Raw genomic sequence first — 22,717 nt, forward strand, 5'->3', positions numbered from 1 at the left:
GAGGCTTGCCGCAGACAGGAGGCTCAGCATGATATAATGCCCAGGTGAGAAAGAAGAAGCGGCGCAGAAGAATCAGAATCTCCAGAGTGGCAGTGCTTGCATTGACCGTATTTCTGCTGGTCATGCTGGCAAAGACACTCTTTTCGTATGAACAGACGTCTTCGGAAGCAGCCGCCACAGCAATCCCGGATCCGATCTGGCGTAATGACTATGACTGGTCTTCGCTGAAGGAGCAGGATGGTCATCTGGCATTTGAAGATGATTCCTATACGTCGAAGTTCGGAATTGATGTATCTTTCCGCCAGCAGGAGATCGACTGGCAGAAGGTAGCGGCAGCTGGTGCAGAGTTTGCGTTTATCCGGGCTGGATACCGGGGCTATGAGACAGGCGAGCTGCATACGGATGATTACTTCACGGCGAATATGGAGGGGGCTTCTGCGGCGGGAATCGAGACAGATGTCTACTGGTTTTCGCAGGCAGTAAGTGTCGAAGAAGCACAGGAAGAAGCAGCGTATGTCCTGAATCTGATTTCTCCGTATACGGTCGGTACGGTGGCGTTTGACATGGAGATCGTGTCTGATCATGATCGCATCCAGGGCCTGAATGCAGAGGAAAAAACTGCCATTGCGGCAGCGTTCTGCAGAGTGATGAAAGAAGCTGGGTATTCTGTTCTGGTATATGGGTCTGACAGCTGGATGTATACGTCGATCCATATGGAAGACCTGCAGGAAGAAGTAGACTTCTGGATTGCTGGGTATGGGGAAGACTATCCGGATTTCATCTATACGTTTGTGATGTGGCAGTATTCCAATACCGGAACCATGGATGGGATTGAAGGAAACTGTGATCTGGATCTCTGGCTGATTCCGAAGTGATCAGACCGGAGTTTCCTGAATATCAGTCCCGATGAATTCTGCCTGGACCGTTCCGCGGGTGCGATCCCGGATCTGTTCCGGAATATCATCGCTCATGCTGGCAAACGTGCAGGTCACTTCTTCTGCATAGGAGAATTCCGGCTGGATCATATTGGTGCGGAGCCAGGATTCCAGAGTGCCGGAAAGGGAATAAGGATAGACGACGCGATAGAGGTTCACAGGAACCTCTTTTACTTTCGGGGCATGGGAGAGAGCAGAAGCGGCGATGCCGCCATAGGCACGGATCAGGCCGCCGGTGCCGAGCTTGATGCCGCCGAAGTAGCGGACGACGCAGACGGTCGTATCGGTGAGCCCGGATTTCAGGAGACTTTCCAGAATCGGAATGCCGGCGGTTCCGGATGGCTCCTTGTTGTCGCTGGAGCGCTGGATCTGGTTGGAAGGACCGATGAGATAGGCAGTGCATACATGCGTGGCATCAGGAAATTCATTGCGGATGCGGGCAATGTAGGCACGTGCTTCTTCTTCGGTTTCGGTGCGGGCAGCACAGGCAAGAAATCTGGATTTCTGAATGACTTCTGCTTCCCGGTATTCCTGGCTCAGTTTCATGAGCCTATTATAGCGGAAGCTCTGCGGTCAGAGAGAAACGAAACCATGCTATAATTTTCTCACTTATGGGAAGAATACATCAGCTGGATGCACAGACTGCCAATATGATCGCTGCCGGAGAAGTGGTGGAGCGGCCGATGGGAGTCATCAAGGAACTTGTGGAAAACTCGATTGATGCAGGTTCCACGCGGATTTCGGTTTCTGTAGAGAATGGCGGCATCGATCGGGTCACGGTCAGCGACAATGGCTGCGGCATGGACAGCGAAGATGCCGTGAACTGCTTCGGCAGGCATGCGACTTCCAAGATCAGAGGGCAGAATGACCTCTGGGATATCAGTACGCTCGGCTTCCGGGGCGAAGCGCTTCCGAGTATTGCCAGTGTGTCAAAGCTGACGCTGGTGACGAGTGATGGCACGGATTCCACCCGGGTGAAGATGGAGTATGGAGAACTGAAATCTGCAGAGCCCTATCCTTCGGATCAGGGCACGGAGATCAGCGTGGAGGGTCTGTTCTACCGGACCCCGGCAAGACTTAAGCATCTGCGTTCCGGAGCGTATGAGAATTCGCTGATCCAGGACATCATCATGAAATTCGCACTGTCGCATCCGGAAATTGCCTTCACGTTTCTTTCAAATGGCAGAGAAGCGTTCCGTACTTCCGGAAGCGGAGATCTGCAGGAAGTCCTGTATCTCTGCTGGGGAAGGGAAGCTGCGGAAAAGGCGATTCCGATCAATATGGAGGACTTCGATTACAAGGGCAGCGGTTATCTTGTGAAGCCGGAAGTGAACCGTGCTTCCCGGAATTTCATGCAGGTATTCCTGAATGGCAGAATGGTGAAGACCTTCCGGCTGTATAAGTCGATTCTGGATGGCTATGAAGCATATCTCCCGCAGGGAAGGTATCCGCTGGCAGTGGTGAATATCTCGATGGATCCGCACCTGCTGGATGTGAATGTGCATCCAAGCAAATGGGAAGTAAGGCTTTCGAAGGAAAATCAGCTGGAATATCTGATCCGGGATTCCGTAGCAGAAACACTTTCCAGGCAGATGCTGGCACCGAAAGTGCGGCGTGCACAGGAAGCACCTGCAGCAGCGCAGATGCGGATGGAATTTGACGCGTTTCAGCATGCGCCTGCAGCAGTACAGAAGCCAGCAGCACCGAAGCCGTCTGCAGTATCGGAACCGGAAGAGAAGAAACCTGAATCGGCAGAAGAGAAGAGCCTCACTGCAGAACCAGTGAAAGAGATCAGAAAAAAGATCCGGGAAGAAACCCTGCAGGAACCTGCTGGGCAGTATCCGGAACGTACGTTTCCTGAGATGACGGTCATCGGGCAGCTGCATTCTTCTTATATTCTCTGCAGCACAGAGCAGGGACTTGCGGTCATCGATCAGAAAGCTGCTTCCCAGCGAATTGCCTATGAGAAAATCGAACGTCAGATTCAGAACAATGAGACGATGCAGGATCTGCTGGTGCCGCTGACTCTGAAGACGTCGGATGATGTCGTGCAGAGGCTTGCTGAGCTTAATGCCTTTGCGGAAGACCTGCGGATCTCTTTTGAATCCTTCGGCCCGGATACGCTGCTGGTCCGCAGCATTCCTGCATGGATGAGCGGCCTGGAAGAAGAAAAAGTGCTTTATGATGTGCTCGATCTGTTTGCGGAAGAAGAAAAGGCAGGGATCAGAAGAATTGCCGGAAAGAAGATCGCAGAGCTTGCCAGCACGCATGCAATTCATGCATGCAGGAAGCTCGCTTTGGCTGAGATGAATCAGTTCCTGCAGGATCTCTCTGCCTGTGCGAATCCGTATCAGAGTCCTTCGGGGCATGCAACGTTCGTGATCATCGAGGAAAGGGATCTGGCAAAGGAGTTCCGATGAAGAAGGTGCTTGTGATTGCCGGCCCGACTGCTTCCGGGAAGACCTCGTTCTCGCTTGAGATGGCAAGGCTTCTGCATGGCAGAATCATCAGCGGCGATTCGATCCAGGTATACCGCGGACTTGATATCGGCTCCGGAAAGGTGACGAAGGAAGAGCGCGGAGACATTCCGCATGAGCTGATTGATATTCTGGATCCGGATGAGCCGTACAGTGCCTGTGAGTTTCAGAAGATGGCAAGACCACTGATTGAGGAGCAGGATCCGTTTCCGATCATTGCCGGAGGGACTGGATACTACCTGAAAGCATGTCTCTACGATTATACGTTTGAAGCAGAAGAAGGGGATTCTCCGGCAGATCCGGAACTGGAACAGCTTGACAGTGAAGAGCTCTATGCGATGCTGGTGAAGCAGGATCCGATTCAGGCACAGAAGATTCATCCGCATAACCGCAGAAGAATTCTCAGAACGCTGACGATTCTGAAGCGGACCGGGCATCGGCAGAGCGAAGTGGAGCAGAATCAGAAACATGAGCCGATCTATGATGTCTTCATTGCCGGCTGCACGATGGATCGGGATGTCCTCTATGAACGGATCAATCAGCGGGTAGAGCAGATGTTCCGGGATGGCCTGGAAGAAGAAGTGAAGGGATTGCTGGAAAAGGGATATACGTTTGATGATCCGGGCATGCGGGGAATCGGGTATCAGGAATTCCGGGAATACTTTGACGGAAGCAGGAGCCTGGAGGAAACGAAAGAGCTGATTCAGAAGAACAGCAGGCATTATGCAAAGCGGCAGTATACATGGCTGAATCATCAGATGCCGGTGCACTGGTTCAATAGTCTTGAGGAAACAGAACGCAGCCGGATGAAAGAAGAGATTCTGGACTGGAGGAGAACGGATGAGAAGTAACAGCAGAAAGATCAGACAGCAGATCATGCAGGTATATCTTCTGAATGGGCTCGAGGCGGGATGTCTGATCGGCATCGTGATTCTGCTCTATGCGCTGGAACTGCCTTCCTGGTTTCAGCAGGATTACCGGATTCTTGCGATCGTGATGACGGCTGTCAGCGTTGTAGTCGGATTGCTATTCGGAAGATCGAAGTGGGCGGGATTGAAGCGCCGCCTCTTCCGGGCACAGGCAGGACATGAAGATTCGTTTGACGATGAAGAGTTCCGCATGGTGGATCACAGCGGCACGCTCTATACCGGCGGTGCCTGGCTGCTGTACCGGGAAGGACTTGATTGCCGGATCTATTACCGGAATTCGATTGAATCCATTGATCCTTATGGAGAACATGGCGGAAAGAGAGTCAAGGTATGGCTCAGCGTGAAGCTGCAGAACCGGCAGGATCTTGAGGTCCTGGGCTATGAGGCAGGAAATCCGGATGCGGCGGATCTATTGGCAGAATGGCTGAATCCGGTGCCTCAGAAGAAAGTATGCAGGGCATGCGGAGCACCGAATGATCCGGGTGCGAAGTACTGTGCCTGGTGCGGCAGTCCCCTGGATTGACAGAATTGCGGATCTGTATTCTCTTATCTGAAGTTTTGTTCACATTTCTTGAAACAGACCTGGTTTTCAATATGATGAGAATATCCCTTCAAAGGGGATTGTTCCGGAAAGGATGGAATCTGAAATGAGTGAGTTCAATCGTGAAGCTTATGTCGGCGAAGCTGGCGGCTTGAAGGCATATATCACAAAAGTGATGACCAAGATGGGCATTGCGATGGTCATTACGGCAGCAGTAGCGTTCGCAGTCTATGCAAGCGGCCTGTATGTGGTTCTTGCCAGCAGCCTGATGTTTCTGATTGTTGCAATCGTGCAGCTGGTTCTGTGCGGAAGCCTCAGTGCAAGTCTTTCGAGAATGGATGCCCAGGGCATGACCGCGAAATTCTACGGATATGCGGCACTGACCGGTGTTACCTTCTCCATTCTGCCTCTGGTCTTTGATGTCAGCACGATCTTCTATGCATTTGCATATGCGGCAGTCATGTTCTTTGCCTGCGCAGTGATCGGTCATACGACGAATGTGGATCTGTCGAAGTTCAGCGGTCTGTTCATGGGTGCGATGATTGCGATGCTGGTGGCACTGGTATTCGCAATGTTCATTCCGGGCATGAATCTCGCAATCAGCTATATCGGCATCATTCTGTTCCTCGGCATCACGGCATGGGATATGCAGAAGATCAAGAGCTACTACTATGGAACCAATGAGGGCTATGGTGTTGCCGGAGAGTCGCTTGCCGTATATGGTGCATTCTCTCTGTACCTGGACTTCATCAATGTGTTCCTGTATGTGCTCAGAATCTTAGGCGTAAGATCTGACAGAAACTGAGAGCATTCATCAGTAAGAAATGAACACGATCCCCGGACGGTATTGTCCGGGGATTTTCATCGTTGTGTGCCCGGCATGGGCGATAACTAGGTGGTGAAAGACCGAATCAGTATGAATCCTGAGTAAACGATTGAAAGAAAGGAGATGCTATGAAAACAGAAAACCAGAATATGGGCTGTCCACAGAGGAATAGTACGGAATGCGAAAAGTATGTGGAAGCGTCGAGCATCTTCCATTCGGAAAATGGGGGAAAGGGAGTGCAGCTGCAGGGCCGAACACCTCATGGAAGAGATTTACGAAATCAAAAATACCGAGCTCCATTTCTCACGCGAATCAAACTTCAGATCTCAGGATTTACCTGCAGATCATTTTCTCATTATTCATGGCTAACCGATGTCAGCAGTTTTTTCTTTTGTGCTTCCATCCGCTCAGCAGAGGAATTCATGGAGGAAGATACCAGACTGCATAGTCTGCAAGAACCCTCTGAAAAATTAATTTTTATTTGAAAAAGATCCGGACTATCGTATTTTTCTGATTCCGATATTATTCTTTGGGCGGAGGGAAGCGTGATTCTTTCTAAACTTGGCTTCCGGGATTATTTTCATAATTACTTAGTTCTGGAGGCCGATACCTTAACGGATTCTCTGAAAGACAAGATTGCTGTTGCGGAGGAGGACTGCTATATGCTGTGTTCCAGCTATATCAGCAGAACCGGTGCGCTTCTTTTCAACGTGCTTTCGATCGGAAGCACATGGACAAACTGCCGGAAGGGGCTGGAACAGGAGGAAATGCTGAGCATTTTCGATCCGTATATCCTGAGAAACCTCAGGACCAGGAAGATCATTCCGGAAGAGGCAATGAAGCAGAAGAATATACCGTGGATCCGGAAACAGGAAGAGGATGCCGGAGAGAGGCTTGCTGAGACCAGAGAGAATGAGATGCTGGATGGCGTCCGGAATGATTTCTACCCGGATATCGTCAGAACCGGAATTCTGACAGAAGCAGGGATTCGGGAGTATGATATGCAGGTAGACGGATTCAACGGTCCGTTTGTAGAAGGAAGACTGCTGGATCAGACGAAAATCCGCGGGTTTCATCAGGGACAGCTGCTGAGAGCTCTGCCCTATAAGGCAGGAAAGGGATTCCGGCTGCTGTGCGTGTTTGCCGGGGATCCGCTTTCAGATGAAGATGAAGAGGCTATGGAACGACTGAGCCGTGAGGGAATGGCGGTGGGATTCGGATTTGCTGGCAGGTTCTTCCGCAACTGAGGAGTGAAGAATGAGTGTTTCCAGAAATGTGAAGTATACGTGTCCGTATTGCGGCAAGGAATTTGAGATCGAAGTCTGGGATTCGATCGATGCCGATGAAGATCCGGATCTGAGAGATCGGTGTGTTTCCGGAGATCTGTTCCGGGTTTCGTGTCCGCATTGCAAGAAAGAGTTTATGGTGCAGTTCCCGCTGGTCTATATCGACAGGGACCATAAGTTCGTGCTCTGGCTGAGTCAGAATGAACCAGGTTCTGATCTGAAGAGCCTGACGGATCCGCTGGTTTCCAGGGGATATACGCTGCGCAGATGCCCGACGCTGCAGGAATTCTCGGAGAAGATCCAGATCCTGGAAGACGGGGCGGATGACCGCATGGTGGAACTTGCCAAATATGACAGCTTCATCGAGTTTGTGGATAACGGCAAGGGCAAGGCAGAAGATGTTGCGGCAGTGGAATATCAGAGCCTGGATAACGGAGTCATGAAGATCAATGTCCGTACCGGTGCTGAGGGAGATAAGGGCATGGCATTCATCATCCCGGTTTCCTTCATGCAGGATGAAATGAATCAGAATCCGGAGCGGTATGAAGTTGAGAACCGGAACTTCCCGGCAGTCAACACGGCATGGATCACGAGTCTGTTCCAGAAGCCGGACGGGAATGCCTGATTCGTGTTCTGGCAGAAGGCATGTTAAAATTACAGCTCGGATAGCATTCCGGGCTTTGTTTATGAAGAAAACTTATATTGATTTGAACGAATATCTGGAAGAGCTCGATGAGGGCAAACACCAGACCGGAAGAAAACCAGGAAAGACTTATGCACATCCTCATGTTTCCAAACCCGAACCTCAAGAAGAACCAGAGGAAGAGGAGGAACAGGAAGAAGAACAGCCGGCAAGGAAGAAGAAACATCCGGTCCGGAATTTCTTCCGGGTGATTCTGATCCTGCTGATTGCAGGGTGTGTGCTGCTGGGAGTGGAAGTGAATCATCTCTTTTCCCTGACGCAGCCGCTGAACAGCACTTATTCAGGAAATTCTGCTTCTGCAGATGTCTTTTCCGTCATGATGGTCGGCGTCGATACCAGAGGCAGCGACTATGAAGGCCGCAGCGATACGATGCTGATGGTGACCATTTCCAGAAGTACGAAAAAGATTCTGATCACGTCCGTGATGAGAGATATTGCAGCAGAGATTCCGGGATACGGGACTGCCAAGCTCAATGCGGCATATGCATATGGCGGCATCGATCTTCTGCATGAGACGCTGGAGAATCATCTCGGACTGCGTTTCGATCGGGCTGTCATCGTGAATTTCACGACCGTCAGAGATGCAGTAGATGCGATCGGCGGAATCGATGTGACCATCGATGATGAAGAGATGGCTGCCATGAACCAGATTATCTGGATCATGAATCAGGAAGTATTTGCTGAGCCTGCTTATTATGATCTGCTGGAAACCTCGGGAGAGATTCATCTGAATGGCAAGCAGGCACTTGCTTATGCAAGAGATCGCACGAGTGCTCGCTCTGATTTCGATCGTACGTCGAGACAGCGCACGATGGTGCAGGCATGCATGGAACAGATCCGGTCTCTGAATCCGCTTCAGTTATTGCAGGCAATGGAGAAGATCATGCCGGAGCTTGTCACAGACTTTACGGAGCAGGATCTGATCAGACTGCTGCCGGTACTGCTTTCTTTCTCTTCGTATTCCATTGAAGAATTCTCCATTCCGCAGGACGGTACTTATACCTCGGGCTATATCGGTGAACAGCAGGCGCTGATCATCGATGCAGAAACGAATCGGCAGATGTGGGAGGATGCACTGAACCAATGATCTTATCGCTGGAAGATGTCAGTTATCGCTATGAGACAGAACCGATTCTGGATCATGTGAACTTTGTCGTGAATGAGAAAGAGAAATGGGGCGTCGTCGGCTTGAATGGAGCCGGCAAGTCCACATTGCTGAAGATCATGGCAGAAGCGGAAAAGCCGGATTCAGGAACCGTGACGGTACTGAAGAAGTACCGGGTTTCCTACTGCCCGCAGTCAATGCAGTTTGAACCAGGAAAGTCGGTCTATGAGACGGTGAGCAGTGCCTTGAAGGAACCGGCTGAGGTTTATCAGATCCGTTCGGTTCTGAATCAGTTCGGAATCACAGATCAGGAACAGAAGATTGAAGTGCTGTCCGGCGGTCAGCAGAAGCGGGTAGCACTCGCGATTGCCCTGATCCGCAAAGCAGATCTGTATCTGCTGGATGAGCCGACGAACCATCTGGATCAGTCGATGATTCTCTGGCTGGAACGGTATCTGTCGCATATCTCCGGGGCATTGGTCATGGTGACGCATGATCGGTATTTTCTGTCGAGAATCACGAATCATATGGTGGAGATCGATCGCGGTCATCTGTATACGTATGATGGAAACTATGCGGATTACCTGGAACAGCGTCAGATCAGACGACAGCAGGCGCTGGCAGAAGATCAGAAGCGGAGAAATTTCCTGCGTCATGAGATTGAATGGATCCGGGCTGGTGCACCGGCTCGCTCCACGAAGCAGAAGAGCAGAATCGAGCGGTATCAGAAGATTGCGTCACAGGAGGAATTCCAGGAAGCAGGTGTTCTGGAACTGAAGTCTGCGGTTTCCAGGCTTGGCCGGAATACGATTTCTGCTGAGCATATTTCTAAGGCTTATGGAGATAAGGTTCTGTTCCGGGATTTCAGCTTCAATCTGGATCGCATGGATCGGGTCGGAATCATCGGACCCAATGGCTGCGGCAAGAGCACTTTGCTGAAGATTCTGATGGGACAGGTGCAGCCCGATACCGGAACGGTATCGATCGGGGAGACCGTGAAGATCGGATATTTTGCTCAGCAGAATGAAGTGTTCAAGGAAGACCAGAGGATTATCGACTATCTGGAAGAGTCCGGCAAAGTCGTGATGACTGCAGATCGTGAAGAGATTACTGCGGGACAGATGCTGGAGCGCTTTCTGTTTCCGAAAGACAAGCAGTATCTGCCGATTTCGAAATGCTCCGGCGGAGAAAAGAGAAGACTGTATCTCTGCTCCGTATTGATGAAAGCTCCGAATATTCTGATTCTCGATGAACCGACGAATGATCTGGATACAGATACGATGACAATTCTGGAGGATTACCTGGAAGACTTCCGGGGCGCAGTTCTGGAAGTGAGTCATGATCGCTATTTCCTCGATCGGACGGCAGATCGTCTGTTTGTGTTCCGCAATGGGGAAATCAGAGTCGTGCAGCAGGCATACTCAGATTTCCTAGAACAGGAAGAGAAAGTAGAGAAGCAGAAAGAAGCTCCGGTTCAGAAGAAGCCGGAGAAACCTGTTGCGAAGATGTCTTATAAAGAGAAAAAAGAACTTTAGGATCTCGAGAAGAAATTGCCGGAAATGGAAGAAGAAATCCGGAAGCTGGAGGCTTCGATGGAAGGCATCACGGATTATGAAAAAATACAGTCTCTCAGTGAACAGCTTGACCGTAAGCGCAATGAAAAAGAAGCGGCCGAGAATCGCTGGCTGGAATTATCTGAGAAAGCAGAATGATCATGTTCTGCTTTTCTTTTTCTCATAGAGTTTCTGATCAGCCGCATTGATCAGATCATATACTGTCTTCATGTCATCCGTGCATCTGGCAATGCCGATCGAAGCAGAGAGGGTATACGGAAGATTGTGCAGCGCTGAGGTTTCGTTCAGCAGAGAATGAATGGAGTCAGCAGTCTCGGATGCTTCGGATCCGGTATCAGCTTCCATGCAGATGATGAACTCATCACCGCCATATCGGCCGATGATGGCCCGCTTTTTCAAGGGAATGCATGCCTGGCGGAGCACATCGGCCAGCGTGCGCAGCGCATTGTCTCCTTCCAGGTGCCCGTAGGTATCGTTGATTGCTTTGAAGTGATCAGCATCGATCATCATCAGATACTGATGGCTGCGGGACTGTCCATGCATACGATCAGCAATGGAATTGAGCAGACGTTTGCGGTTGTTGAGGCCGGTCAGAGAATCCAGGGAGATGAGATCTTCCATTGAATCCAGATACAGCATCAGCATATCCAGGGTAATGCAGCAGCAGGCAACGGGCAGGAATGGATAGAAATACTGAATGATTCCGGCGGCGGCAGGCATGATCGGAAATACTGCCAGCATGCGCAGGTAATCTTTATCGATATATTCTTTCCGTTTCAGCACTGCCTTCAGGCTTCTTACTTCAGCCAGCACGACAAAGGAATAAGAGAAGAGATACTGGAGGAGAAACAGCGGCCCGCGGGTATAGATGCGTTCTGCACCTGCAGAAAAGAAGAATCCGTACCGGAAGTTGAACAGATTCAGAATGAACTGGATGATTGCCAGAAGCAGCGTATGAAAGGGAACTTTCTCAGATGGTTCTTTTCTGGACAGAGCGTCGAAGTACCAGAACCAGCTCATGCACATCAGGGTGGAAGAGAGAAAATAGATGGATTTCAGGAGGAGCAGAGAAATTGCAGCATAAGGAATGATGCCGGCAAGCATCAGCTGGCAGAGCGTGTCCGTGATAAAGAACAGGAGGACGGTGATGGAAGAATAGAGAAAGACTCTCTGGGCTTTCATCTGAGAAGCAGTATTGGAACGTATCATGATCACTGCGACAATAATGCAGCAGAATAGGTTGATTTCAAGGTAAAGCGCTTCGTATTGCATTACAGTCATTATAAAAGTGAACAGGATTCAGTTCAAATACAGATCAGCAAGAGATGTAAAAAAGCCGGCAGGGATCAGTGCCCGATGATTTTCAGAAGGGCATCACTGCCGAGGGTCTTCTGGATGGATTCGATCTGAATTCTCTGCGGAATCGGATAGCGGTCTTTCCAGTCACCGATCCAGTCTTCTTTCATGAGCTTCTCACGAAGTCCTGCATCATTTTCCCGCAGGGCCTGATCCATCACATAGGAACGGACGAGACCGTATCTGGAAAGCTGATACGGGGTGATGCAGGAAGAGATTCCAGCTTCCTGACATGCGCTCAGCAGCATATGGTGCATTGCCCGGTAGTTGTATTCCAGATGCCTGGAAGTCAGAAAGAAGTTTCTCGTATCCGTGGACTCTCCGGTATAGGAATAGTAATCGAGCAGGCTCTTCTCGAAGTCTTCTGAGAAACAGAATGTTCCAGTATAGCTCCAGGTGATCGTGCGGCCAGAAGAACGGCGCACATAGCGGACCGGATAGTTATCGAGGAAATAAGAGGATTCTTTCCAGAACTTCGAAGTGTTTTCCAGGAAGGTTCCTTCTTCGAGGTGCACGGAAATCGGACCGGATTCATGCCGGCGTCTGCCGGTGAAATTGCTGATCTTCAGATTCTGGACCTGCGTAGGCGTCAGCCCGATATTCATCATGAGTCTCAGAATCAGGGCATCTTCTTTATCCAGTTTCGGAAGAACTGCACGCAGCTTGGCAACATCAGAAGAAGATGGGAACATCTCCATCGTGTATTCCGTGCGCTTGCGTTCCTCATTCTTCAATAAGCCGCTGAAGGGATTCTTATAATCAGGCCAGAGGTCAGGATTGCTTGCAATTCTGGCACTGATTGCGCGCAGAGTTGCTTTGTAGCGATGGGCGGTGTTCGGGGAAAGTGTTCCGGCTTCCTGGCGTTCATCCAGGAAACGGAAATATTCCTCGGCATCTTCATGGCTCATCGTGGTGATGCGGAGCCTGCCGTTGTCATACGAATGGAGAAGGTTCAGAACCTTCCGGTAATCATTGACGGTGGAGGTATGGGATTCAAGTCCTTCGGTGACAGTATTCCATTCTTCCTGGCTGAGGCCAACAGGGATTCTTGCGTTCATGTAGCTGCTTATGCAGAAGAGAACTTCTGCTTGTCCTTTCTCCCTGATCAGGCAGGGGATGAATGAAAACCACTAAAATGACGCCGTGGTCAAAGCACAGTCATATTACACAGGTAAGTTTCGATTTTCAAGCGGAAAAATTGTCTGCTGAACAAAAAAGCAAAATTTGATCATAAAACAGTGGAGAAAAGACAGGGTCCGCGGAGATCAGGAAAGCGCATTCACATAATCTCACACATTTCTGACAAACTTCTGCGATACCGGCTGAGTACTATGATAATGCAATCAGAAATGGTTGCCCTGAAATACTCGCTCCCCCCTTTAGCAAGTAGTTCAGCGATTCTATCCCCTATATAATAAGAAGAGAGAGACCCGCGAGGGTCTTTTCTCTTGGTACAAAGGATAGGAATGATATGGAGAATCGATTATACTTTTCGTGCGGGAGAAGTATGAAATATATATTCCTGGATATTGATGGAACGCTGTTCAGTTCCAGAATCAACGGAGTTCCGGAATCTGCGCTGAAAGCAGTGCGGATCGCCAGAGAAAAAGGCAGCCGGATTTTCTTATGCACGGGCAGAAGTCTTGCTGAGTGTGCAGATTATTTCCGTTTTGATACGAATGGATTCCTGTTCGGAGCAGGCGCGATGATCTATGCTGATGGGAAACGGATCTATGATCATCCGTTTGAAAGCAGTGAGGTGCAGAAGATCAAGGATCTGATCCGTTCCTGCGGGTTCTGCTGGATGGCAGAAGGTGCGGCAGGTGCTTATTATGATGAAGACTCCAAGTACTACATTGCCAAGTATTATGTAGGGCATGAAGTGACGGATCCGGATGAGGCACGGTATCTCTGCGTGAAGCATAACGTTTATCCGGAGATGTATGAAGACGCTGATGAGAAGATCTACAAGTTCTGTGCCTATGCGCCGTATGACAGTGATTACAGCAGGCTGAGGAACAGCCTGCCGGATCAGTATGCGCTGAATTTCTCTTATCATTCTCCGGAGATGTTCGACTGTGCAGAGATCACGGATAAGACCATCAATAAAGCAACCGGGATTCAGCGGGTGCTGGAATATTATCATGCGGATCGTTCGGAGGCTGTCGGAATCGGCGACAGCGAGAATGATATACCGATGATGCATGCATGCGGCATCGGTATTGCGATGGGCAATGCAATGCCTTCGGTGAAGGAACAGGCTGACTGGGTCACAACCGATATTCTGGATGACGGGATCTGGAATGCGTTTGAGCATATCGGTATTTTGTGAGGGAGGAAAAATCATGGGAGAAGTAATGTGTCCGCATTGTGGCAGCAAGGAAACGGTGAAGAACGGGGAAAGCTATCAGTGCAAGGATTGCGACCGGGTCTTCGGCAGGGATCATGAGACAGATGATGGTCTGAATCTGGAAGAGGTCATGACTGGCCTGCGGTTCAGCTATGAACAGTCAGAAGATCGCAGCATTCATATGCGCTTTGCGGAAGAAGAGAATGTTCCGGATGTGGTATATGAGTTCTATACTGCGGAGAACGGGAAGATTTCCAAGGAAGCAGATGTCATCAGCCTCAAGGAGTGGAACGAGCTGAAGCATATGCTGATCTATAATCTGTTTGTATGCGACTGGGATCGTCAGTATTTTCCGGTCAATGATGGTTCTGAACCTCTGATCGGGCAGAGATGGCGTCTCGATCTGATTCTGCAGGGAGAGGATCAGGAGATTTCATATCGCGGAGATGGGGTGCTGCCTCCGTATTTCCGTCAGCTGACAGCCCTTCTGAAGAAGTACGCAAAGTCATGAAGACCATCCGGGTTGCGGCTGCAGTCATCCGGAGAGGAAGTCAGATTCTGGCAGCAGAGCGCGGGTACGGAGAGTTCAGGGATGGCTGGGAATTTCCCGGAGGAAAGATCGAATCGGGTGAGACTGCTGAAGAAGCCTTGAAGCGCGAGCTGAAAGAAGAGATGAATGCGGAAGTGATCGTGAATGAGAAGATCACGACAGTGGAAATGGATTATCCGGAGTTTCATCTCTCGATGGATGCGTTTCTGGTTTCTCTTGCAGACGATCATTTAGAACTGCTGGAACATGAAGCTGCATGCTGGCTGGATTATCAGCATCTGGATGATGTGAACTGGCTGCCGGCTGATCAGGAGATTGTCCGGGTCCTGAAAGAGAAGTATATGAAAGGCTGCTGAGGCAGCCTTTTGTATCAGCCGAGGATGGACATCAGCTGTTCTTTTGTGATAGATGCACTGCTCATCTCTTCGCCGGAAAGGATTTCTCCGGCAAGGTCTGCTTTCTGTTCGGCAAGTTTCAGAATGCGTTCTTCGATGGTGTCTTTGACGATCAGGCGGTAGACGGAGACAATCTTATCCTGGCCGATGCGGTGAGCGCGGTCGGTTGCCTGGTTTTCCACAGCCGTATTCCACCATGGATCATAGTGGATGACGATATCTGCAGCCGTCAGGTTCAGACCGGTTCCGCCGGCTTTCGTGGAAATGCAGAAGATCGGAACATCATCGTTCTGGAACTGTTCTACCATTTTGCTGCGTTCTTTGATGGTGGTGGAGCCAGTCAGCAGGTGATACCGGATTCCGCGTTCTTCCAGGCGCCTGACCAGAAGATCAAGCATGGTGGTGAACTGGGAGAAGAGCAGGATCTTGTGGCCTTCGCTGGCGGCACGGTCAATGAGATCGATGCAGAGGTCTTCCTTTGCGGAGTTTCCCTTGTACGTATCATAAACCAGCGCAGGCGAGCAGCAGAGCTGACGGAGTCTCGTGAGTTCGGCAAGTACTGCGATGCGGTTCTTGCGGAATTCTTCGTCGCTCTGTTTTCCGAGCATGATCTTCAGACGCTGCACGCGGGCATCGTAGAGTTCTTTCTGTTCGCCTTCCAGCGGAGCATAGGATACTTCTTCCAGCTTGTCGGGAAGGTCTTTGAGAACGTTCTGCTTGAGTCTTCTGAGAATGAATGGGGCAATCATCTCACGCAAGCGGTTCATGGTCTCTTCATCCTGATCCCGGACGATCGGCAGTTCATAGGCATTGCGGAAGTGGCGGTACGTGAACAGGAATCCGGGCATCAGATAATCGAAGATCGACCAGAGCTCGCTGAGCCGGTTTTCAATCGGGGTTCCGGTCAGGGCAATGCGAAAGGAGGCATTGATTTCCTTGACGGAAGATGCTGCCTGGGTAGCCGCATTCTTGATGTACTGAGCTTCATCGATGACTTCGATATCGAAGTGATGGCCTTCATAGAGTTCGACATCACGCTTGATGGAGTCATAGCTGGTGATCAGAATCTCATTGGCAGTATGAGTATGAATGAGTTCTTCTCTCTGGGCGGCATTGCCGATGACCATGACCGTTTCAAGATCCGGAGCGAACTTCGTGAACTCATTGGACCAGTTGTAGACCAGCGAAGCAGGACAGATGATCAGGGTGTGATGCTTCGGAAGAGACTTGATCAGGGAGATAACCTGGACGGATTTTCCTAAGCCCATCTCATCCGCGAGCAGTCCGGCAAAGCCATTGTGCTGCAGGGCAGAGAGCCAGCGGAATCCGGCTTTCTGATAGTCTCGAAGTACCTGATCCAGTTCTTCCGGAATCGGATAGTCCGTGAGCTCAATCGAATGAATCTGCGAGACCAGGTTCCGGAAATATTCATCTCTGGAAATCAGCAGGCTTGTATCATTCTCGGCTGCCTGGTCCAGAACCATGGCCCGGTATTTCGGAATGGACACTTTTCCTTTCCTGATCTGGGCATTGGAAAGCTGGAGCTGTTCATTCAGCTTTGCCATCTCTGCCATCTCGTCTTCGTCGACGTTCAGGAATGTGCCGTTCTTCAGGCGGTAGTATTTCTTCTTCGGCGTATAGCGGGAAAGGATCTCCGCAAGGTCTTCCAGGGTTCTGTGATCCTGGGAAAGATCCAGCTGCAGCAGATCATGATTCACAGAGATGCCGACTGAGATCTTCGGCATCGTGCGGACGGTGATCTTCTTCAGTGCGTCTGTGATGAATACTTCTGCTTTCTGACGGATCTGCTCGATGCCATTGGTCAGAAGATTATAGAGCTTGTCTTCGTCATCTGCTAAGACAAGGCGATGGTGTTCCTGATCGAAGCCGGTGAACATCGCAGAAATCATCTGATCAAACTGCTTCTCAGTTCTGATATCCCGGTATTCGCGGCCTTTCTCATAGCCTTCGAGGAGATTGAATTTCTGATCTTTATAAATTGCATAGACTTCGCAGGTGATGAAGCTGTCCTGGGGCATGTCCAGGTAGACCTGGAATTCCGGTTTCGGGGGAAGATATGCTTCGGGGCTGAAACCGATCGCCTGAACCTGCGGCTGTTCGGAGGGTGTCATCGTGCTCTGCAGGAATCCGCGGATATCCTTCTCAGCAAGAAACAGATCTGGTTTTCTGCTGATGAGATTCTGCAGGCGGATGCAGTTTCTGGAATGATCCGTCAGCGGAGAACGGAGAATCTTCTTTTCTTCCGGTGCTATGAAATAGAAATACCGGAGTCCGGAGAAGACCAGATTGTTTTTCCCCGACAGCGTATAGCCGTCTTTCGTCTTCTCAAGAGAGAACCCGAACTCCGGATTCCCGTCTACCAGGGTCCGGATGGTTTCCGGGTACGTGCTGCCTTTCGGTTCGCTTACGAACAGCTTCATGTTCCAGACAGATTCCATGAAGGCGTCTACCTGGTTTTTAGGAATCAGATAGCCGCTTTCGATATCGGACGTATAACCATCCCAGTAATATTCCGAGTGGCTGGTCAGAAATTTCTGATACAGGAGATTGATCAGAGGCTGACACTCCGGGACAAACGATTCGATGGAGGGAAAGAAATCCAGTTCCTTGCCATAGCGGATCTCAGTATGATTTGCCATTGCGGACGTTAGTTTCCCTACATCTTTCAGCTTGTACTTCCGCAAGCCAGTTCTTCCGATCTTCATATCAAGTGCGACGGAATTCGCACTGCGATTTCCTTCTGAAAGATGGACTTCAATCTCGACATCGCCGGACTGATCCGTGGCTGAAACAGAAAGTGTATCTGAAATGAAGTCTTTCAGATCCGGATCAGTATCTTTTTCCCGCCAGTCAGGCAGTTTTACATGGCCTTCTTCAACCGCTGTAAGGAACATGATGATCATGGCAGTCGAGTGCTGGCACGGATGCCAGAATCTAAAGTCCGGGCAGTCGCAGCTGGAATCGATGATCCGGTTCATGGAGATGTTGTAGCGCAGCGTCGTCCGGAAGATCCGGCCGGTGCTGAAATCTTTCACGTTCCCGGTCATTTCAATCACAGGGAGCTTATCAATCGTGTATGAAAGATTCCTAATTCCCCTGTAATTCAGAACCATCTGAGCAATCTCAACCGTACTCGGATTGAGGCTCCTAAGCAGATCATCAAGTTTTGACATCAGTTTCTCCGTATCCTCTAATTTTATCTGAAGTCAGAATCTTATGGGCGTTTATTTGTTTTTCCGGCAGAATCCTGATTCTCATTGAAACGGAGAAAATGAACAACTATCATACAATTCATGAGAAAAACGGTCAGTTCTGACATGACATCAGGAGATCTGCGCAGACAGATCATCACGTTTGCGTTTCCGATCTTCCTCGGAAATCTGTTTCAGCTGTTCTACAACACTGCAGATTCTTTCATTGTCGGAAACTATGTCGGCGCAGAAGCATTGGCGGCTGTATCCTCTACGAGTGCGCTGATCTCGATCCTGGTCGGGTTCTTCCAGGGTTTTTCGGTAGGTGCAGGGATTGTGACTGCCCGCAATATCGGAAAACATGATGAAGAAGAAGTTCAGAAAAGTGTTCATACTTCCGCGGCCATGGGACTTGCGCTGACCGTGCTGGTTTCGATCCTGGGAGTTCTGATCTCAGAGCCGATCATGAAGCTCATGAATACGCCGTCTGATATCCTGAACGATGCGGTGACGTATCTGAGCATTTACTTTGCCGGAGCCGTCGGTCTGATCATGTACAACATGTTCGTGAGCACGCTGCAGGCATCGGGAGACAGCCGGAATCCGCTCTATTATCTGATCATCAGCTCGCTGCTGAATATCGTTCTCGATATTGTCTTCATCCGCAATTTCCATCTCGGCGTTGCCGGGGCAGCGTATGCGACGGCCTGACTCAGATCATCAGTGCGCTGCAGGCAATGGCAAACCTGATGCACCGGAAGGATTCTATCCATCTCAGCCTCAGAAAAATCCGTTTTGATCAAGAGATCCTGACGCAGATGATCCGCTTCAGCGGAATCGGTTTCTCAATGTCCGGGGCAAAGGAAGAAGTCAGAAAGAGTGCGGACTATATAACAGACTCCGTTTCAGAGGCGATTGAAATCCTGAGAAACCGATAAGAAGAAAATCATCATAGCATGCATGAGGAACCAGGAGGGAAAATGGCAGGAAGTAAGCGGATTACGTTAACCTCTGATCTATGAACACTCGCTGCGAAATGTGGCGATTTTTTTTGCAAAGTCCATTTCCGACGCTCTTACAAGTAACCGGCGAGAAAGCCCAAGTGCTTCAGCCGTGGGAGTGTCAAAATTGAGATTCCATTGAAAAACCACACTGATGATTTTCTGAATCATCAGTGTGGCCTTTCTGCTTAACTGAAGCTCATATCAAAGCCCTGTTTCCTGACTGTAACTTAATGCCCTTGGCTGCCTGGAAGGACTGGTCGAAAAGAACAGTCTCTCCATCGGCATCACACGGCTTTATGAAAATCTGGTTGCTTCCAAGCTGCTCTGCTGGCAGAGCCTTCAGGCCATCACCTTAGGCTGGCGTACTCTGAAGCAGAACCTGACTTCAGTTGAAAAAACGGCTACTATACTATCATGCCGATGATGGATCTGATGACCTTCGAGGATCCGTGTCTTCTGCAGATGATGGACTCTGAGAAAGATGACAAGCAGGAACAGCTGCAGACGCTCTACTTTTGTCTGAAGTACGCAGGCAATACGAGCAAAGTCGGGCAGAAATTGTTTCTCCAGCGCAATAGCGTTCTCTACCGTATGGAAAAGATCCAGCCTTCTGCAAATCTGAATTTTGAAGATTGGGAAGAAGACATGCGGCTGATGCTTTCCTTTGCGTTCCTCATAAATCTGGGAATGCTGAAATTCGTCTGATTACCAGAGGTAGATGTAGCCGAGCAGAGCCTGAGTGCTTCTGCTGGTATAAGCAGGGAACCAGCCTTCATGGTATCCGCCCATGTATCCGCCTTCAATGATATAGACACTGTTTCCGTCTTCGCTGACAGCAGATACATAGCCGACATGATGAGACCAGCAGACAATAGAACCAGCCTGAGGTACCGAAGAAACCGTATAGCCCATTGAAGCAGCACTGTCATACCAGTTCGAAGCACTTCCGAAATCAGGCAGTGCGACGCCGGCATAAGTATTGGCCAGCTGCCATGCGGACCAGGTGCAGTTTCCCCATCCGCCATAATACGGATTCACCGCAGCTGTTTCCTGCCAGGAAGTATCTTCCCATTCTTCCGCATATACAGGTACGGAAGCTGCCATGGCGAACAGAGGCAGGCAGAGCAGGGCGCTCATCAGTTTGCGCATCAGTTTATTTTTCAAAATTGTGTTCTCCTTAGGCACGCATTTCTGCAGTGCTTGACGGAAATATACCGGAAAAAATTGGCACGATCAAGGTTGAGAAGAGCTGAACTAGTCATGCTGAAATCGATTTCATAATAACATCAAACATGCATGCATCAATGATTAAAAATGATGTAAATCGTCTGTCATAAACAAAATCAGAAGTATGCATGCAGACATGCATACATGCTTATCACTATAAATACCTAACTGACAGAATATGTGACAATTCACATAAAGTGTATAAAAACGGCTTTAAATTCACAAAATCTGATCATTAATGCACAACCGTACTCTTCATAACATGCATATAAAACCATGCGTGAATGTACAATGAAATGATTGACAGAATACGATATAACCGCATGAACAGATGACTTGCAATCATTATTCTCATGAAATTGATCACTGCAAATGATGAGAAAAGCACTGCATATGGTCCGGATGCCTCAGAATGGATCAGAAATCAGGGGATCCGGGTTCTGAAAAGACAAAAAAGCAGCTGAGGTTCCGCGGCTTCAGGCCAGGAATTTCTCGGCTGCTCATTTCTGCTACATTGACATCTTCTGCGTGATTTCCTGTGCTGCCGGAGTTGCGGCAAGACCGCCTTTGGCGGTTTCCCTCAGTTCGCATGGCATCATATGACCGATGGAGCGCATCGCGTCAATGACCTGATCAGGCGGTATTTTTGATTCGATGCCTGCCATTGCCATTTCGGCTGATGTGACCGCATTGACGCTGCCGATCACATTGCGCTTCACGCATGGCACTTCGACAAGCCCTGCAACCGGATCGCAGCTGAGGCCGAGGAGGCCTTTCAGAGCGATGGCGGCAGCGTTGGTGATCTGCTTGCCCGATCCGCCCAGCAGATAGGTCAGAGCACCTGCGGCCATCGCACTGGCGGAGCCGATCTCTGCCTGACAGCCGCCTTCTGCACCGGAAAGACTTGCCCGTCTTGCAATGACCCCGCCGATTCCTCCCGCTACGAAGAGTGCTTCGGTCATCTTGTCATCGCTGAGTCGGTTGCGTTCCTGAATGCTGAGCAGCACTGCCGGAACAACGCCGCAGGATCCTGCTGTCGGTGCAGCGACAATGCGCTTCATGCATGCGTTGGATTCGGCAATACGCAGAGCTCGTTCCATCACTGCGGAAACGAATTCCCCGACGATCATCTCACCATTGGCACGGCGTACATGGATCTTGTAGGCTTCGCCTCCGACCAGGCCGCTGGATGATTTCAGATCCGGGTCATATTCAAAGTCTGATTCCTTCATGGCGAGATACATTTCCTTCATCTTCTGAAAGGATTCTTCTTCCGTTCTTCCTTCTTCGCGGCAGTCATGTTTCTGAACTGCTTTCCAGAACGGTATATTCTGTTCATCTGCTCTTCTGATGATTTTCTCCAGGGATGAATACATCTCAGTTCACCTCCTTCAGGCTGAGATAGGTTACTTTCAGAATGCCTTCCTGTGCTGCCAGCCAGTGCAGATCCTGATCTGGGATTTCCTGATCGAGTTCCAGTACGGTGACGGCGTGGCCTCCCCTGATATCGCGGTCCAGCTGCATCGTCGCGATATTGATTCTGCTGTGATACAGCATCTCTGAAATCAATGCGATCTTTCCAGGGGTATCATCGTTCTGGACAATCAGCGTCGGATGATCTCCGGAGAACACCGCTTTCAGCCCGTCAATGCGGCTGATCATGATCCGGCCGCCGCCGATCGAAGACGCAATGATCTCCAGGGTCTTGCCGGACTTTCCGGTCAGATTGAGCTTCACGGAATTCGGATGAGCGGATTCGCCGAGATCCGCAGCTCCGAACGTAAGCTTCAGGCCCATGGCATCTGCAATTCTGAACGCATCCGGGATCCGCGGATCATCTACCCGCATTCCCATCAAGCCAGCAGTCAGTGCCCGGTCGGTGCCATGTCCTTTTCCGGTTGCCAGAAAAGACCCATGGAAATAGATCCCTGCCGAGACAATGGGCTCGCCCATCAGGCATCTGGCAACTTCGCCGATCCTGGCTGCGCCGGCGGTATGAGAACTGGATGGTCCGACCATAACCGGCCCGATGATATCAAACAGCTGCATATTCGTGTCTCCTTAGCTGCTTCTGGAAGCAGCGCTGCAATCCCGTTACACAATATCACACTATCTTTCCTGCCGACATGAAATCCGCTCATGATCCGGAGAATGCTTTCATCAGTTTCCGAAAACTGATCAATGCTCTCAACGTATGCGCTTACATGCGTGCAGATTGCGCTATATACATATTTTTTCATTTATAAT

Annotated in this window: 24 protein-coding genes; 17 read left to right on the forward strand and 7 right to left on the reverse strand. The window is 50.0% G+C overall.

Annotation, left to right across the window (positions count from 1 at the left end):
* The first annotated feature begins 44 nt into the window (after positions 1-44).
* Entirely contained in the window at positions 45-875 is an 831-nt protein-coding gene (locus C7E00_RS00985) for a GH25 family lysozyme (RefSeq protein ID WP_105302505.1), read from the forward strand.
* Here C7E00_RS00985 and C7E00_RS00990 read toward each other — a convergent pair whose 3' ends face one another.
* Positions 876-1,481: an IMPACT family protein gene (locus C7E00_RS00990; protein ID WP_105302506.1), complete on the reverse strand. Its 606-nt coding sequence runs from the start codon at positions 1,479-1,481 to the stop codon at positions 876-878.
* A gap of 65 nt (positions 1,482-1,546) precedes the next feature.
* On the opposite strand from C7E00_RS00990, the gene mutL reads away from it, so the two are divergent.
* The 10 genes from mutL to C7E00_RS01040 all read left to right on the forward strand — a co-directional run bounded on the left by mutL (position 1,547) and on the right by C7E00_RS01040 (position 10,514).
* Entirely contained in the window at positions 1,547-3,355 is a 1,809-nt protein-coding gene (gene mutL / locus C7E00_RS00995; protein ID WP_105302507.1) for a DNA mismatch repair endonuclease MutL, read from the forward strand.
* Positions 3,352-4,263 carry a tRNA (adenosine(37)-N6)-dimethylallyltransferase MiaA gene (gene miaA / locus C7E00_RS01000; RefSeq protein ID WP_105302508.1) on the forward strand — a complete coding sequence of 304 codons (912 nt, stop codon included), beginning with the start codon at positions 3,352-3,354 and terminating at the stop codon, positions 4,261-4,263. Before mutL ends, miaA begins: the two co-directional genes overlap by 4 nt.
* Complete coding sequence (locus C7E00_RS01005; RefSeq protein WP_105302509.1) at positions 4,253-4,864, forward strand: zinc ribbon domain-containing protein; 612 nt, start codon at positions 4,253-4,255, stop codon at positions 4,862-4,864. The genes miaA and C7E00_RS01005 overlap by 11 nt, the downstream gene beginning before the upstream one ends.
* Positions 4,865-4,988: 124 nt before the next feature.
* Positions 4,989-5,687 (forward strand): Bax inhibitor-1/YccA family protein, encoded by a 699-nt coding sequence (locus C7E00_RS01010; RefSeq protein WP_167836409.1) that lies wholly within the window; start codon positions 4,989-4,991, stop codon positions 5,685-5,687.
* A gap of 149 nt (positions 5,688-5,836) precedes the next feature.
* Entirely contained in the window at positions 5,837-6,193 is a 357-nt protein-coding gene (locus C7E00_RS01015) for a hypothetical protein (RefSeq protein ID WP_105302511.1), read from the forward strand.
* Between the two features lie 60 nt (positions 6,194-6,253).
* Positions 6,254-6,955 carry a hypothetical protein gene (locus tag C7E00_RS01020; protein WP_105302512.1) on the forward strand — a complete coding sequence of 234 codons (702 nt, stop codon included), beginning with the start codon at positions 6,254-6,256 and terminating at the stop codon, positions 6,953-6,955.
* A gap of 10 nt (positions 6,956-6,965) precedes the next feature.
* A complete protein-coding gene (locus C7E00_RS01025) occupies positions 6,966-7,619 on the forward strand; it encodes a CpXC domain-containing protein (protein ID WP_105302513.1) in 654 nt (217 codons plus the stop codon).
* Between the two features lie 61 nt (positions 7,620-7,680).
* Positions 7,681-8,784 carry an LCP family protein gene (locus C7E00_RS01030; RefSeq protein ID WP_167836411.1) on the forward strand — a complete coding sequence of 368 codons (1,104 nt, stop codon included), beginning with the start codon at positions 7,681-7,683 and terminating at the stop codon, positions 8,782-8,784.
* Complete coding sequence (locus C7E00_RS01035; protein WP_105302515.1) at positions 8,781-10,337, forward strand: ABC-F family ATP-binding cassette domain-containing protein; 1,557 nt, start codon at positions 8,781-8,783, stop codon at positions 10,335-10,337. Before C7E00_RS01030 ends, C7E00_RS01035 begins: the two co-directional genes overlap by 4 nt.
* Positions 10,338-10,352: 15 nt before the next feature.
* Complete coding sequence (locus tag C7E00_RS01040) at positions 10,353-10,514, forward strand: hypothetical protein (protein ID WP_275656048.1); 162 nt, start codon at positions 10,353-10,355, stop codon at positions 10,512-10,514.
* On the opposite strand, the gene C7E00_RS01045 is transcribed toward C7E00_RS01040, so the two are convergent.
* Positions 10,515-11,585: a GGDEF domain-containing protein gene (locus C7E00_RS01045; protein WP_167836412.1), complete on the reverse strand. Its 1,071-nt coding sequence runs from the start codon at positions 11,583-11,585 to the stop codon at positions 10,515-10,517.
* A gap of 137 nt (positions 11,586-11,722) precedes the next feature.
* Positions 11,723-12,790, reverse strand: a complete 1,068-nt coding sequence (locus C7E00_RS01050) for a hypothetical protein (RefSeq protein ID WP_105302518.1) — start codon at positions 12,788-12,790, stop codon at positions 11,723-11,725.
* A gap of 449 nt (positions 12,791-13,239) precedes the next feature.
* Here C7E00_RS01050 and C7E00_RS01055 point away from each other — a divergent pair, with 449 nt between their 5' ends.
* From C7E00_RS01055 to C7E00_RS01065, 3 genes are read left to right on the forward strand one after another with little or no spacing between them, the layout of a single operon-like run.
* Complete coding sequence (locus tag C7E00_RS01055) at positions 13,240-14,064, forward strand: HAD family hydrolase (RefSeq protein WP_167836413.1); 825 nt, start codon at positions 13,240-13,242, stop codon at positions 14,062-14,064.
* Positions 14,065-14,077: 13 nt separating this feature from the next.
* Positions 14,078-14,593, forward strand: a complete 516-nt coding sequence (locus C7E00_RS01060; protein WP_105302520.1) for an IS1/IS1595 family N-terminal zinc-binding domain-containing protein — start codon at positions 14,078-14,080, stop codon at positions 14,591-14,593.
* Positions 14,590-14,988, forward strand: a complete 399-nt coding sequence (locus C7E00_RS01065; RefSeq protein ID WP_105302521.1) for a (deoxy)nucleoside triphosphate pyrophosphohydrolase — start codon at positions 14,590-14,592, stop codon at positions 14,986-14,988. Before C7E00_RS01060 ends, C7E00_RS01065 begins: the two co-directional genes overlap by 4 nt.
* A 14-nt stretch (positions 14,989-15,002) precedes the next feature.
* Here the strand turns inward: C7E00_RS01065 and C7E00_RS01070 are convergent, their stop codons facing one another.
* Positions 15,003-18,221 (reverse strand): DEAD/DEAH box helicase, encoded by a 3,219-nt coding sequence (locus tag C7E00_RS01070; protein ID WP_105302522.1) that lies wholly within the window; start codon positions 18,219-18,221, stop codon positions 15,003-15,005.
* Positions 18,222-18,341: 120 nt separating this feature from the next.
* Between C7E00_RS01070 and C7E00_RS01075 the strand changes: the two genes are divergently transcribed.
* The 3 genes from C7E00_RS01075 to C7E00_RS01085 all read left to right on the forward strand — a co-directional run bounded on the left by C7E00_RS01075 (position 18,342) and on the right by C7E00_RS01085 (position 19,948).
* Positions 18,342-18,950: an MATE family efflux transporter gene (locus C7E00_RS01075; RefSeq protein WP_105302523.1), complete on the forward strand. Its 609-nt coding sequence runs from the start codon at positions 18,342-18,344 to the stop codon at positions 18,948-18,950.
* A gap of 26 nt (positions 18,951-18,976) precedes the next feature.
* Positions 18,977-19,177: a hypothetical protein gene (locus tag C7E00_RS01080; protein ID WP_105302524.1), complete on the forward strand. Its 201-nt coding sequence runs from the start codon at positions 18,977-18,979 to the stop codon at positions 19,175-19,177.
* 498 nt (positions 19,178-19,675) lie between these two features.
* Positions 19,676-19,948 (forward strand): helix-turn-helix domain-containing protein, encoded by a 273-nt coding sequence (locus C7E00_RS01085; protein ID WP_167836414.1) that lies wholly within the window; start codon positions 19,676-19,678, stop codon positions 19,946-19,948.
* On the opposite strand, the gene C7E00_RS01090 is transcribed toward C7E00_RS01085, so the two are convergent.
* The 3 genes from C7E00_RS01090 to sdaAB all read right to left on the reverse strand — a co-directional run bounded on the left by C7E00_RS01090 (position 19,949) and on the right by sdaAB (position 22,519).
* Positions 19,949-20,407 (reverse strand): CHAP domain-containing protein, encoded by a 459-nt coding sequence (locus C7E00_RS01090; protein ID WP_135358123.1) that lies wholly within the window; start codon positions 20,405-20,407, stop codon positions 19,949-19,951. It lies immediately after the preceding gene.
* Between the two features lie 572 nt (positions 20,408-20,979).
* Positions 20,980-21,846, reverse strand: coding sequence for an L-serine ammonia-lyase, iron-sulfur-dependent, subunit alpha (gene sdaAA / locus C7E00_RS01095; protein ID WP_105302527.1), 867 nt, complete (start codon positions 21,844-21,846; stop codon positions 20,980-20,982).
* Between the two features lies 1 nt (position 21,847).
* Complete coding sequence (gene sdaAB, locus C7E00_RS01100) at positions 21,848-22,519, reverse strand: L-serine ammonia-lyase, iron-sulfur-dependent subunit beta (RefSeq protein WP_105302528.1); 672 nt, start codon at positions 22,517-22,519, stop codon at positions 21,848-21,850.
* Between the last annotated feature and the right edge of the window lie 198 nt (positions 22,520-22,717).

Origin of the sequence: Anaerolactibacter massiliensis, from assembly GCF_900290205.1 — a bacterium.
GTDB lineage: Bacteria > Bacillota_I > Bacilli_A > Erysipelotrichales > Erysipelotrichaceae > Bulleidia > Bulleidia intestinalis.